Raw genomic sequence first — 13,514 nt, forward strand, 5'->3', positions numbered from 1 at the left:
GGGCAGTTGCCCGCCCCGCGCCAGGTTACGAGATTGCAGGCAATCCGCGGCTCGCCATTACCTCCCATACGACGAGCGCGATCAGCGCTGATCCCGTTAGCCATGCATTGGCCGTCGCCACAATATTGCCGGTGAAGTTCAGCGACGTTGGAGCCGCGGTCAATAGGAACCCCAGAGCTGAAACCGGAGCTACCCGTGCGAGAAGGTGGCTCCGGCCGTCAGCGCCGGACATGACCAGAACAACAATGCCAGTTGCCATGAAGGCGATTGCTTCAAGTTCAGCCATGCCCTGCAACAGTGTTTCCTCCCGAAACAGGACAAAGGGGGACAAAACCAACCAAATACCCATCGCGGCAAGCAGCCATTTGTGGGGCGGGATTGGCTTCCTCATAGCCGTGACAACCTTTGCTTACTGATCACCTGTGGGACCAGGGAGAAGTTCTGCGTCAACGGCGGCAACCAATTCGTCGTCATTGATGAAACCATCTGCATTCGCATCGATCTCCAGGAAGAGATCATCCGAGACTTCAGGATACTTGGTCTGAAGCTCTGCCAGAGACGCCAGGCCATCACCGTCCATGTCAAGATCAGCGGGCATAGCGAATGCCGGAACAGCAAACAGCGAAGAGAGAAGAGCAACAACAGAAACTCGACTCATTTTGTTTTCTCCATGAGAAAATGGGCTTCTTGCCCATTGTGGGGTTGGTGCAGCGCTCCGGTGTGGGTGGCAAATTCACAGGATTCAGATTGCAACGGTTCCTCAGCTCGGGATCTCCACTACAAACGAGAATTGTTGATTGGCGTTCCGATCTGGTGGGGGCACTTTCGCGCTACATAGAGAGTATGGCACACACGTATCTTGTTGAATAACGAATTTTTCTCGCCGATAATATCGGATATTCAAATAGGTTGGCTATGGATATTGAACTTGCTCGAACTTTCCTCGCGGTTGTTGAAACGGGCACCTTTTTCGATGCTGCGAACAAAGTTCATGTCACGCAATCAACAGTCAGCATGCGAATTCGAACGCTTGAGCAACAGCTTGGTCAGCCGGTGTTCAAACGTGGTAAGTCAGGCGCAACACTGACCATTGCAGGGCGGCATTTCCTGAAACACGCTCAGGTTCTGGTGCGCACCTGGACACAGGCAAAGCTGGACGCTGGTCTTCCCGCCACCATGGCAGCAGCGTTGGAAATCGGCGCGGCGCCAAGCCTTTGGGACGGATATCTCATAAATGCCTTGCCAGACCTAATGACATCGCTACCCGATGTTGCAATCAGAGCATCAGCCGCTTCTTCCGAAACACTGACGCGCGAGATTGAAGAAGGAAAACTGGACCTTGCAATCATGTATCGGCCGCGAAGCGTGTCGAGCCTCTCTGCATTACAACTCTTTGAAGATGAGTTTGTTCTTGTCACCAGCGGCCCGTTGGCCCTTCCTACCGTTCACAGCGTCAACTATGTCTTTATTGATTGGGGCCCTGAGTTCCGAGCAGACCATTTGTTGAACTTTCCGGAGCTTGACACGCCGCGCCTTCAGCTTGGCATCGGAACCCTGGGCCTTCAGTATCTGAAGTCAGTTCCTGCAGCCGGATACTTTCCCAAGCGTGTGATTATGCCAGAGCTTGAAGAAGGCTGGCTCGCATTGATAGAGGCTGCGCCGCGCTTCGCATACGCAGCCTATGCGGTGTTTGATGGGAGCGACGTTGATGGGTTGCCGGGCCAAGCCGCAAAACAGCTTCGCAGCCTCGCGGCCTCCGTTTGTTGAATACGAGTTAGATTAATTCCGAAACCAAAATCTCAGCTCAAAGGAAGGGCTGAACCCAGACCACAAGCCCCCTTAATCTCATCGCCGAGCCTTGAAGTCTGACATCGCCGAGATATCGCTGATTGCGTTACGTGGGGTTTTGGAAGCATGTGAGTAAGTGAAAGTGCAACTTTCAAAAAACTGTGGAACTACCGGAACTCAAGGCTGCTCTTGCAAACGGGTTCTGTGATCACTGCGGCGCCACGGTATCGAAACTGATCCAACTCGGGGAGATTCTGGAACTCTGCGGACCGGAACACTGTTTTGACTATGAGACCGGCGAGAGTATCGAGGTCGCCATTGCGCTTTGCCTTTCCTACCACAAAGCCAATCATTTAGATGCGCAGCAACAGCATGACCCTTGCCACATTTCTGCGCGGCGAAGCCGGGGTGGTCTGGATTGATTGCCCAGACCCTAGTGCGGAAAGGTATTGCATAGGAGTAAAGCTGCACACTCTTAATAGGCAATCCGTGTTGCGGCCAGCATCAGTGGTCTTAACTTTCCAACCCACATAAAGAAGGATTGCCAATGAACACCCAAACAGTCACTCCCATCTGCGCGTTTGATATAGTAGCTGGCCAAGCAGTCCCCGTCTCTTCAGAGTGGCTAGAACCCTTTGCAAGGCAGCAAAACGGTTACCGCTGGATTCATTTCGACCTCGCCGACAGCGGCTTAAGGCAATGGGCATCCGAACAACTGCCAAACATAGCCGCGCAAGCATTGCTTCAATCCGAAACGCGACCACGATGTGATCTGCACGAGGATGGCATCATCCTGAACCTGCGCGGCGTTAACCTGAACCCTGACGCGTCTCCGGAGGATATGGTTTCTCTAAGGCTCTGGGCCACGGAAAGAACCATCGTATCTGCCCGTGTGCGCAAAGTCTGGGTAGCAGATAGTCTTCGCCTAAAAGCCGAAAGCGGTACGGGGCCGGAAAGTGTTGGTGCGTTTTTGGCAGAACTTGCTTCGGGGCTCACAAAGCGGATTGAGGCTGTTTCCCTTGAACTTGAAGACGAGACAGACTCTCTCGAAGAGGTTGGGCTTTCAGGAAATGAAATCAAACCAGAGAGCATTGCGCGTTTGCGGCAAACGGTGATCAAACTTCGGCGCTATATCAACCCGCAACGCGATGCGCTCGATGCTTTGTCCTCATTGAAAAGTAGCGTAATTCACAGCGACGCATCCGTATTGGTCAATGAAACCGCGAACCGCACTCGCCGTACGCTTGAGGAACTGGATGCAAGCCGGGACCGCTTGACAGCCCTTCAGGAGCAAATGGACGCCGAACACGCGAATGCGCTTGCTCGAAACGGCTATCTCTTGTCTGTCGTGGCCGCGATCTTTCTGCCACTCGGATTTCTGACTGGACTGTTTGGCGTGAATATTGCTGGAATGCCCGGCTTGAGTGCGCCCTTTGCGTTTTGGGCGCTGACACTGGCGTCGGTTGGCATCGGAATTGCACTTTACGTCGTATTCAAACTCTCGAAGTGGTTGTAGCGAAAGCAGATTGCCAAAGGTTGACCAAACTGCTGGACAGAAAGCCTTGATCACCTTCGCCAAATCGCGTTTGCGAGCAAAATAGCTTCTCATTTCCCAATTTGACATTAGGCTGGAGCCGATGTTCCGACAGCTCTTACCGATATCAGCGCTACTTCTTGGATCAGGGCTTCTTCTATTTGCAGGTGGTGTCCACGGTCTGATACTTCCCGTTCGTGGATCCTTCGAAGGTTTTTCCGCCAGCTCTCTCGGCCTTTTAGGAACGGGGTGGGCAGTTGGCTATGTAGCAGGATGCCTTGTTGCACCAAGGCTTGTTGGGGCAGTAGGGCATATTCGAACCTTCGGCGTAATGTGTGCTCTCGCTGCCGTAACGATCCTTTTCCAGGCCGTTGTAGTGGAAACGTGGGCTTGGATACCGTCGCGCGCAGTATCAGGATTTTGTTTTGCTGGCGCAGCAATGATCGTCGAATCTTGGCTCAACGACAAGGTTGAACCCAATACGCGTGGTACAGTCTTTGGTGTCTACACGATGGTTAACCTGGGTGCGGTGACAGCCGGTCAGATGGCTATCTCACTGGGAGATGCAACGGGTTTCATTTTCTTTGCCGTAGCCGCGATGGTCTATTGTTTGGCGCTTATACCAACTGCCCTGTCAACCTCGGCATCGCCAGCACCCCTGACATCTGTGCGTCTCGATCTACCGGCGTTGTGGCGAAACTCACCAGTTGCGGTCGCCGCGGTCTTTCTTGTTGGCATTTCAAATGCAGCATTTGGGACTCTTGCTGCGGTGTATGCGGATCGCGTTGGGCTATCACTTACTGCAATAGCTTTGTTCGCGAGTATTCCGGTTTTGGCCGGAGCTTTTGCACAAATTCCAATTGGATTTGCAAGTGATCGAATGGACCGGCGTAAAGTCTTACTTTTTACAGCGGTCGTAGCTCTTGCTTCGGATCTGGCTTTTGTCCTTCTTGCGCCGGAGTCGCGCGTCATGAACCTTGCTTTGGTCGGGATGTTCGGCGCTGCAATTTTTGCGATGTATCCAATCATTGTTGCGCACGCGAACGACCATGCGCCACCTGGAACGTCCATCCAAGTCTCAGGCGGCCTTTTGATGGTCTTCGGCTTAGGTTCAATTGTAGGGCCGTTGATCGCTGGTTTCGCCATGACAGCACTCGGGCCGCGGGGTTTGTTTCTTACAACCGTCGCAGCGCATTGCCTGATGATACTATTTACGATTTGGCGAATTCTCACTAAGTCCGCAGTTCCCGAGGGCGAGAAGACTGCATTTAGAGTCAGCGCTCCCGCAAGGGTGGTTACGCCTGAAACTGCCGTCCTTGCTGCCGGTGAAGATGAAGCAATTTCGCTTGCTGACGCTGAGAGCGAGCTGGGCGCCCATCCCGATGTGAAAGGTAAATTGGCTCCAAATTCAAGTTCCGAAAACAGTCTGCCCTGATCGTTGCAAATTTTTTCGCCACGCGCGATGCTGGTCCACTGCCAGCGTGAGAGTAATACCGTCCGCCCAAGACGCTCAATAACCGCTGGAAGCGCCGGAGCGACAAGAGCGAATTTGCCCGAACCACGGCGTGGATGACGGATATTTGCGCGCCAGAGTGGGACACCGGCCTCTATCAAAGACGAGTTGAATTGTGACGCTATTTTCACGGGATCGCCGGAGTTTCGACCTTCATTCAACCTCATTGCTAACCTCTTACCATTGGACACGGCGCAACATGGGAGGAGCTCCAATAAATTGCCGACTGTCAGCAACGAAGTTATCAAGTATATCACATACTCTTCTCCGCTCGAGACCATGAAGGATTAGGGCGCCGGGGCCGGCGAGATGAGTGGAAAACTGTTTCCTTCACAAAAGCCAGCGATGGCTTCTTCCTAGATGGCGAGGCGCATTTCCAGTCTGTCCGCGCGGCTTGAGACAACGGCCTTACCGATACGAACCCGCTCGTTGACGACACAGGCGGAAGTATCAACCAGGACACAGAACAGAAAGTTCAAGTTATGTTTTCAGGTCCGTACCTCGATGCGTTGGCGAAAGGCTTAGGAAGAGCTCTCAAGATCAAAGAATGGAAAGATAACCCCAACAAACCGTCAATCGGCCACCCGTAGGTAGCCGCGCAACGGAATTTGGTTTCTGAATCCAAGATGACTAGGACAATTCATTGACCCGGCCCCCTGAAAACCATTCTGGATGTGAAATCGAGTCTTTGCTTCGTTTCGAGCAGTAATACTATCAACAGCCGCCTATCACAGTCCGCTCCTGGGAATCCGCAATGCAGCAATAAACATCCGCGCGGACAGCAACTTTGGACCGCCATATGACAGGTTGTAGGAAGAAATCATAGTATTGCCTCAGATTTCAGCATAAACGAGCAATTTGAGCCAAGTTGGTTGCGCCAATTCGCTGACCATCGGTTTCAGCTGGCGTATATCGGTTCCGTAACACCCTCCAACTACTTGAACCTACGGATTCTTCCGTGCAATCGCGGCAGTCTGCTTTCCAAGCTCAATTGGATCGCCTTGGTCCAATTCATCTGCTTCGCCAAGTTCCGCATGCGAGCAACTCGAAGCGTTAGCCACCACGTCTTTCAGTCGGGGGTGGTTGCCAAGCGCTCCGGCGAAATGAGCCGGATGAACGCAATTGACAATAAAAACAGCGCTACCGCCTCGGTAGCCCCGTCGATCTTATCAATTCCGTCCACAAGTTTGGTTCCGTCCGCCAGGTATCCGTCTGTCTCTACAACCAGATACATGATGATCGGCAGATGCACCACCAAAACGGCGCGTGGTCTGATCGGTGGGAACAAAGTTGCCACAGAGCTTCCACCCAGTTGGCGTTTCGAAGGTCGGCTTCGATTATCAGAGTTATCTGGTTAACTATACAGAACACCGTTTTCGAGCATTATACCCAAAACGCTTTGGGTTTGAGTTCGCGGCGCGGCTCAAAGGAAGGAAAGCGTACTAAAGCCCTACTTTTTGCAAAGTCTACTCTCGCGGCCCGATGCCGTTAATGATCGCGTTCAACAGCTCATTTTCGTTTCCACTCGTAAAGCTGTCCTTCATGCTTGTTGCAGGCAGTTGGGTCTTCTTTAGGCAGATCAAGCCGCCGCGCGGAATACTCTGACCGGTCAACTTAAACGCCTTGGTTCACGCAATTGTTTGTGTATCATGTCACCAAACGTTGCCGCCTTACAGATTTGCACAGTCCTTAGCCGAACTTCTGCGGAGTGTCGTTAATGCACGCCATCGATGATCTCGGATGGCCTGAAGCGTACATTGAGCTTCTGCCGCTGATAACTGACCGCTGGTTGGTAAAGGATGAGATTTATTTTCACCGGCAGCTAAGTGCCGGTAAGTCCGGAGCCCTAGTTTATATTGTCGACATTACATGCGACACGTTCAGCGGCCAGGCCATACTTAAGTTCGACGCCCTGCCCGATCCGGAATGGAATGAAAAGGCCGAAAACCAAAGGCATCTGGAAGCGTTTGAAGCGGTTCCCGCGTTTGGATCAAAGCACCTGGCGCGCGTCGTCCACTCTTTGGAACACGAGGGTAAGATTGCGATCCTGTCCACCGTTGTGGCGCAAGGACTTGAATACTCACTTCCCTGGAACGATTGCGGCTATGAGCCGGCCTTGAACGTTCTAGAGCGGCTGTCGAGAAGCCTGCTTGATGACTGGAATATCGATTACGAGATGGCGCCTGGCTTGCACTCGCCTCAGGATCTGCTTGCTGGATGGCTCGGCTACAGATTGGATCCTGAGCCAGGCCGGCTACATCACTTTCTTTTGGATGTTTGCGGACATGACCCGCACGAGCGTTGTCTTATGTTTGAAGGGCATTGGTACCCAAACCCGCTGGCCTTTGCCTTTGAAAAGAACCTGCCGGGCCGGTTGAGCGTAAGAGCGGCAAAGGGACGGGTGCATGGGGACCTCCATGGCTACAATGTACTGGTTCGATCGCACCAGTCCCGCGATCCTGATTATTTTCTGATCGATTTGGCCATGTATGAAGACAAGCAATTCTTGTTTTACGATCATGCGTATTTCGAGATGGCGTACCTTCTGGCGCGGCGCGGAAACTGCATACCTGCCCAATGGGATGCCATCCTAGATGACTTAGGCCTCTTTCATTCGAAACACCACACATTGGGGCTTTGGCAGGATGACGTCGGCCTCGTCGAGTTCGTCAGAACTCTTCGGCGAGGCGCTATGAGTTGGGTCGAGCGCCACGAAAGCCATCGGCTAAGCTTTATGGAAAGCCAATACTTGCTGGCCCGTGTCGCCGTGGGCCTGAATTTTGCACACAAGAACCTCAACGTCGGCGCACGCAGCCACGCGTTCTTGTATGCAGCTCACAATCTCAAAGACTACATGACGCTCAACAATGTTGAATGGCCCAGACACGGTCCAGTGTTCCGTTTTCCAGCGACACGGGGAGCTATGTCTGATTCTCAATCTAAGGCCGAAACGCTTGCACCAAGAACCGAGCCTCCACCCGAAAAAGATCGTCTGTTTGATCAGATGATCACTCAGCTTCCAGCGCCGCAAAAACCAGTAATCGCAGTGCTACCATTCGACTGCCTTAGTGGGCAAAGCGACACCAACGGGTTTGTGGCTGGCATCAACCATGAACTTGTAACCGAACTTGCCAAAGTGGATTGGCTGTCAGTCGTCTCACCAACCTCCACCCAGCTCCTCAAGGATGCTTCTTTGGTTGGAGAAGAGATCGCACAACGTCTCGGGGCCCACTATTTGGTAGAGGGTTCCGTGCGTTATGACGATCAGCGCGTTCGCGTGACTGCCCATCTGGTAGATACATCGACCGGGCATGATCTTTGGGCTGATCGCCTGGATCACAAGACAGAAGATGTCTTTTCCTTGCAGGAGGAGATCGCGTCAGCCGTTGTCGGGCACATAGATTGGGAGTTACGGTTCGACTTGCGCGAACAAGCCCGGTTGAAACGTGGTGAGGTCAACGTTTGGGACAGGGTTCAAAAAGCGCTATGGCATCTCTTCAAATTCACAGATGAAGATACACAGAAGGCAAAGGATATTCTAACCAGAACTATCGACATCGCACCAGACTATGCACTTGCGCACGCGGTGATTGCGAACGCCGAGCTTCGGAAACTGTTCTTCGTCCAGGTCGATGATCGGGAAGAGGCGAAGGAACGCGCGCTATATCACGCAGAGCGGGCCGTGGCATTGGATGAACAAAGTAGTTTTGCGCACGCAAGTCTTGCCCGTGCCTACACTCAGTTCAACAAACACGATACCGCGATTGCAGAGGCTCAGCTCGCGGTCAGTCTAAATCCAAGCGCGGCAAACGCTCATTTGGTTCTTGGGTATGCGCATCTCGCAAACGGGCAGGCAAAGCTCGCGTTATCGCATTTCGAGACCGCTACCCGGTTTGGGCCATCGGGTCCTTATTTCAAGGTGAAATTGTTGGCTAAAGCCTTTTGCCTTTATGTTCTCGACAGTTTTGGCCAGGCCGAAAGTTGTGCGAGAACAGCATTGGAGGGAAAATCGGTTGATCCGTTCGGTCGCTATGTACTGGCGGCAATACTGATTCGGCAGAAAGCCATAGGCGCCGCGAGACGAATGATTCGTCAGAGCCAAGAAAAACGCCCCGACATGACCTGTTCCCGCGTCCGTCTGGCATTCGAAAACCTGCAACAACGCGATATTGACAGGTTCGTTGAAGATCTTCGGGAAGCTGGGTTGCCGGATTGAGCTTGGCCCTTTTCGATCTGCCAGGTGCCGCAAAAGCACTTCTTTCGAATCGTTAAGCCAGATAAGAAGCCAGGCCCCGTGCCTCTGGCAACGCATGTATCAATGAGGCGGATGGTCCGCAGCCGTTTGCCGATGGTGCAAACGGGTTGCGATCAAAACACCACTGACAATCTACGCACCACCAACGCCTTGATAGGTCTGAATGTCCATGCCCTTTGCAGCCACGGCTTCGACCGCAACGAATATCGGCACGAGACAGGCAAATAGAGAAGCTGTCGAAACACCGACTTTGTTTGTACCAAAATTTATCAGGTGGAGGTAGATAGCACCCATACCAACACCAATGAACAGGATCGATCCCCAGACCTGCCAAGAGTGGTCCAATGGCTGAGATGTACCAGCTTCATGTATCACAATGAACGGCAGCAGGACGACAATGCCAACAACGAATATCACGAATAAACCTTCATCTGGCTTAGGGTGCATGCGCCATTTCTTCAGAAGAACCAAATACAGCCCGCGGCAGGCATTGGAGGCTATCATCAAAAGAAAGGCGAGCGCGGGCGCATCGGCCAGAATATCCGCGCGGACCAAAACCATCCACCCGGTCATGAGCCCCATGAGACTGACAGCGATCAACACGATCTGGATCAGCCGGAAGACCATGGCCGAAAGCGCCAGGCCCGGCGCTATGGCGCGAAAGATCCGGTAGAGCAGAATGGCCAGAGCGGCATCGCTGAGATCGATCAGGGGCGCGCGCAGGCCAAGTTCGGCACCAAAGCCCGTCATGATGATCGCGAGGTAAAACAGCCCCGGCGAGCCATATCTCGCACGCAAGATCGGGGGTGAGGGTAAGCTTGGGCATTGGGACCGTCCTTATTGACACCTGGTCAGACATTTCTTGCAAGCACCGGCCTGTGCCGCGCGAATGTAGCACGGGCGCTGGTCCGGTTCGCGCGCTGCCCCACCCAGACGGAGGCAAGGACGATGACCGCGCCCAAGCCCTGCAGGGGTAAGAGCGACTGCCCAAGCACCACCCAGCCCAGGAAAACCGCAGTAACGGGGCTCATCATGCCCAACATGGCGACGGCACCGGGCTCGATCCGGGCGACACCCCGGAACCAGAGCGCATAGGTGGCTGCCGCGCCGATGAGGCCAAGCCAGACCAGCCCGGCCAGGTTCGTCGCCGTCAGCGGCGGCAAGGGCGGTTCGATGATCAGTGCGAACGGCAAAAGGACAAGCCCCCCGGCGGTCAGCTGCCACGCGGTGAAGCTCAGCGCCGAGACGGGCGGCTGCCACTTGCGGCTGAGCACGGTACCCGCCGCCATGGAGGCGGCACCGCCCAGACCCGCGGCGACACCGATGGGATCGAGTGCGGCCTCGGGTCCGATCAACAGCAGTGCGACGCCCAGTATGCCGGTTGCCGCCGCGGCGACCGCGCCAGCCCGGATCGGTGTGCCGAGCCAGCCGCGCGCCATGAGAATGACCATCATCGCCTGCAGCGATCCGAGCGTCGCCGCGACTCCGCCCGGCAGCCGATAGGCGGCCACGAACAGAAGCACCCAGAACAGGGCGAAGTTGAAGCTGCCGAGCAGGAAGGCGCGGCCAAGCCATGCGCGTGGCGGCAGGCAGCGCGTGAGGGCAAGCAGGAGCAGGCCGGCGGGCAGCGCGCGCAGCGCGGCAAGGGTCACGGGATAGCCCACCGGCAGCGCCTCGGTGGTGACAATATAGGTGCTGCCCCAGATCGCCGGGGCGAGCGCCGTGAGAAGAATGTCGCTGGTGCGTGACATGGATCGTATCTCCTTGTTCGGGGCTCACCAGAGCAGGTGATGGGGCAGCCGGGGTGGTCTGGCGCAGGCATCAAGGCCGATATCGCGCCGCATGTGCGGCGAGAGATCCTGTGCCAATACGCACAACCTGCGGCGGTGGATCCGGCTGCGCGAAAGACGGGCGAAAGAGGTCATGAGGGTCTCCTTTCAGGCGACAAGGCGGAGGGCGGCGCGGAGCTGTGCGGCAAGGTCTTCCCGCGGTCCGTTGACGAGGCGCGCGCCTGTTTCGCGCACGATGAGCGTGGGAATGGAGTGGACCTGAAGAGCGCGGGCCAGTTGCCTATCGGCTTCGACGACCCGGGCCGTGTGTGGATCGTCGAACGCATCGCCAAAGACAGTCGCCTCGAACCCGAGATCCCGTGCCACTGCCAGAACGGTTTCGGGGTCGGCAATATTGCGGGCTTCGCCCAGATGAGCTCGTTGCAGGCAGTCGAACATGTCCCAATGTGCGGCTTGCCCGCCAATGCGTTCGGCGGCCTTGCAGCCGAGGGCGGCGATCATACCGTGGGGATAGTCGAAGGGCGCTGCCCGCATGGCGTCGATATCGACAAGCTCCGGCCGGTCGCCGACCTGGCGGCAGGCGTCCCAGTGGCCAAGGATGGTCTCGCGGGCGTCTTCGGGTGCGCCCCAGCGTGCGGCCATCTCGGCGCGGCTGGCCTGCAGGACGAAGGTCCGGTGCCGGATATCGAGATCGAACTCCTCCGCAAGCCCGCGCATCCGCGACGAGATGTTGAAGCACCAGCAGCAGACGACGTCGTGAAAGAAATCTATTGTAAGGGACGGCATCACGCGGCCTCCTCTTGCCAATCCGCCCCGGCAAGGCGCACGGCGATCCGGGCGACATGCGCGCCCTGGAAGCGCGCCCCGGCAAGATCGGTCCCGGATGGTGCACGCGACCCGTCGGCTCCGGCGATGGTGCCCGCGCCATAGGGCGCGCCGCCCACGATTTCCTCGCCCGCCTTCTGACCAGCAAAGGTATAGGGCATGCCCGCGATCAGCATTCCGAAATGCTGCAACGGGATCTGGGTCGAGAGCAGCGTCGCCTCGTGCCCGCCATGCTGCGAGCCGGTAGAGGCAAAGACGGCCGCGACCTTGCCGACCAGCGCGTTCCGCGCCCAGAGGCCGCCCGCTTGGTCGAGAAAAGACTTCATCTGCCCGGCCATCATCCCGAACAGCGTTGGGGTGCCGAAGATGATGGCGTCGTAGCTTTCCAGATCGGCGGGAGACGCAACCGGGGTCTCGTCGGCCGCGAACCCGGCCTTCTGCCGGATCTCCTCGGGGACGGTTTCGGGCACGCGCCGCAGATCGACATGGGTGCCGGGCACCGAGCGCGCGCCTTCGGCCTCGGCCTCGGCAAGCGCGCGGACATGGCCATAGCTGGAATAGTAGAGAACAAGAACACGGGTCATGGGATCCTCTCAGTGTTTCGGGTTTCGTCACCTGAGAAGATCGGCGATGAGGCGGCCCGGAATAACCGGACCGCTCTCAATTCACTCTTTACGTGGATTGAAGAATGTCAGGGGTGCAGCGCGGCGCGCAAGTGATCGAGAAACGCCGTCACTTTCGCATCCATGCCGAGGCGCGAGGCCGTCAATGCGTAGATTTCAGGCGCTGGCAGTTCCCAATCGGGCAGTACGCGGACCAGCTCGCCGCGCGCGACCGCATCCTTTGACACGAAATCCGGCAAGGTGCCGATTCCCTGGCCGGCAATCAGCAGATCGCGCAGGACAAGGCTGTTGCCGACGCGGATGGGCGGATCAAGGTCCACGGTCACCGTTTCGGATGGACCGTGAAGGGTCCAGGCGATGAGGTGATCGGCCAGCAAAAAGCCGATGACACGGTGATCGGCAACGTCCAGCGGCGTTTCTGGAGCACCGACGCTGTCCAAATAGGACGGCGCGGCAAAGACCTGTTGCCGCATCGTCCCCAGCTTGCGGGCCACAAGCGCGGAATCCGGCATCGCCGCCCGGATCCGGATCGACACATCGAAGCCTCCCTCCACCATGTCGATCACCCGGTCATCCATCGAAAGCGTTAGGCGCAGATCGGGATAGGCGTCGAAAAACCCCGGCAGGATCGGCGCAATGACGGTCTGACCGAAGGAACTGGAGGCGTTCACCTTGAGATGGCCGCGTATCGCCCCGGCGCCGTCACGGATGCGCGTCTCGACCTGGGACACGGCATCAAGGATACCTGATGCTTCCTCGTAGAAGAGTTGGCCAGCATCGGTGAGTGACATTGAACGCGTTGTGCGGGTGAGCAATACCGTGCCAAGGCTCTCCTCCAAAAGCTTTATCTCGCGGCTTAGAAGAGCGGGAGAAACCCCGAGATCCTCCGCTGCACGCGCAAAGCTGCCTCGCTCGACAATGCGGCGGAAGGCGTTCATGACAGAGAGCTTGTCCATTGTTGCTTTCGACCAGTCCAACTGAAACGCTGCCTTGTGCGAGCGATCAAGTCGAGGAATACCATGAATGCGGATCTCGTGCGAACAGGCCGCAAGACTGCTCGGCTGTCAATTCGCCTCCCTCTTAGAGGATACCATATCTGCAAAACCCGCCAAACCGATGATCCGCATTCGAACCATGAACAAAGACCACCGGCTCACCTTCGGCGTATTGTGCGTAGGATAGCCTG

At 56.1% G+C, this 13,514-nt stretch carries 13 protein-coding genes; 4 read left to right on the top strand and 9 right to left on the bottom strand.

The features are described from left to right. Positions 1–25 precede the first annotated feature (25 nt). Both GOW56_RS19980 and GOW56_RS19985 read right to left on the bottom strand, forming a co-directional pair. The gene (locus GOW56_RS19980; protein WP_171206981.1) at positions 26–391 is read right to left on the bottom strand and encodes a hypothetical protein; all 366 of its coding nucleotides are present in this window, start codon (positions 389–391) and stop codon (positions 26–28) included. Positions 392–409: 18 nt separating this feature from the next. After that, positions 410–658, bottom strand: a complete 249-nt coding sequence (locus GOW56_RS19985) for a hypothetical protein (RefSeq protein WP_171169366.1) — start codon at positions 656–658, stop codon at positions 410–412. Positions 659–915: 257 nt separating this feature from the next. On the opposite strand from GOW56_RS19985, the gene GOW56_RS19990 reads away from it, so the two are divergent. From GOW56_RS19990 to GOW56_RS20000, 3 genes are all read left to right on the top strand, one after another. Continuing rightward, positions 916–1,767 carry a LysR family transcriptional regulator gene (locus GOW56_RS19990; RefSeq protein ID WP_171206982.1) on the top strand — a complete coding sequence of 284 codons (852 nt, stop codon included), beginning with the start codon at positions 916–918 and terminating at the stop codon, positions 1,765–1,767. A 568-nt stretch (positions 1,768–2,335) separates the two neighbouring features. Beyond that, complete coding sequence (locus GOW56_RS19995) at positions 2,336–3,304, top strand: zinc transporter ZntB (RefSeq protein ID WP_171206983.1); 969 nt, start codon at positions 2,336–2,338, stop codon at positions 3,302–3,304. Positions 3,305–3,425: 121 nt separating this feature from the next. Then, on the top strand, positions 3,426–4,757 hold the full coding sequence (locus tag GOW56_RS20000) for an MFS transporter (RefSeq protein WP_171206984.1): 1,332 nt from the start codon (positions 3,426–3,428) through the stop codon (positions 4,755–4,757). 1,147 nt (positions 4,758–5,904) lie between these two features. Here GOW56_RS20000 and GOW56_RS20005 read toward each other — a convergent pair. Then, on the bottom strand, positions 5,905–6,132 hold the full coding sequence (locus GOW56_RS20005) for a hypothetical protein (protein ID WP_217358847.1): 228 nt from the start codon (positions 6,130–6,132) through the stop codon (positions 5,905–5,907). A 420-nt stretch (positions 6,133–6,552) separates the two neighbouring features. Here GOW56_RS20005 and GOW56_RS20010 point away from each other — a divergent pair, with 420 nt between their 5' ends. Beyond that, the gene (locus GOW56_RS20010; RefSeq protein WP_171117718.1) at positions 6,553–9,051 is read left to right on the top strand and encodes a hypothetical protein; all 2,499 of its coding nucleotides are present in this window, start codon (positions 6,553–6,555) and stop codon (positions 9,049–9,051) included. Positions 9,052–9,222: 171 nt separating this feature from the next. Here the strand turns inward: GOW56_RS20010 and GOW56_RS20015 are convergent, their stop codons facing one another. The 6 genes from GOW56_RS20015 to GOW56_RS20040 form a co-directional block, all read right to left on the bottom strand. Further along, positions 9,223–9,888, bottom strand: coding sequence for a DUF4386 family protein (locus GOW56_RS20015; RefSeq protein ID WP_171206985.1), 666 nt, complete (start codon positions 9,886–9,888; stop codon positions 9,223–9,225). Between the two features lie 53 nt (positions 9,889–9,941). Beyond that, positions 9,942–10,841 carry an EamA family transporter gene (locus GOW56_RS20020; RefSeq protein ID WP_171206986.1) on the bottom strand — a complete coding sequence of 300 codons (900 nt, stop codon included), beginning with the start codon at positions 10,839–10,841 and terminating at the stop codon, positions 9,942–9,944. A gap of 24 nt (positions 10,842–10,865) precedes the next feature. Then, on the bottom strand, positions 10,866–11,015 hold the full coding sequence (locus GOW56_RS20025; protein WP_171206987.1) for a hypothetical protein: 150 nt from the start codon (positions 11,013–11,015) through the stop codon (positions 10,866–10,868). Positions 11,016–11,027: 12 nt separating this feature from the next. Next, a complete protein-coding gene (locus GOW56_RS20030) occupies positions 11,028–11,666 on the bottom strand; it encodes a DsbA family protein (protein WP_171117711.1) in 639 nt (212 codons plus the stop codon). Beyond that, entirely contained in the window at positions 11,666–12,289 is a 624-nt protein-coding gene (wrbA, locus tag GOW56_RS20035; protein WP_171169357.1) for an NAD(P)H:quinone oxidoreductase, read from the bottom strand. The genes GOW56_RS20030 and wrbA overlap by 1 nt, the downstream gene beginning before the upstream one ends. A 107-nt stretch (positions 12,290–12,396) precedes the next feature. Next, complete coding sequence (locus GOW56_RS20040) at positions 12,397–13,284, bottom strand: LysR family transcriptional regulator (protein WP_171117706.1); 888 nt, start codon at positions 13,282–13,284, stop codon at positions 12,397–12,399. Positions 13,285–13,514 lie beyond the last annotated feature (230 nt).

Source organism: Ruegeria sp. HKCCA0235A, from assembly GCF_013033235.1.
Taxonomy (GTDB): Bacteria; Pseudomonadota; Alphaproteobacteria; order Rhodobacterales; family Rhodobacteraceae; genus Ruegeria.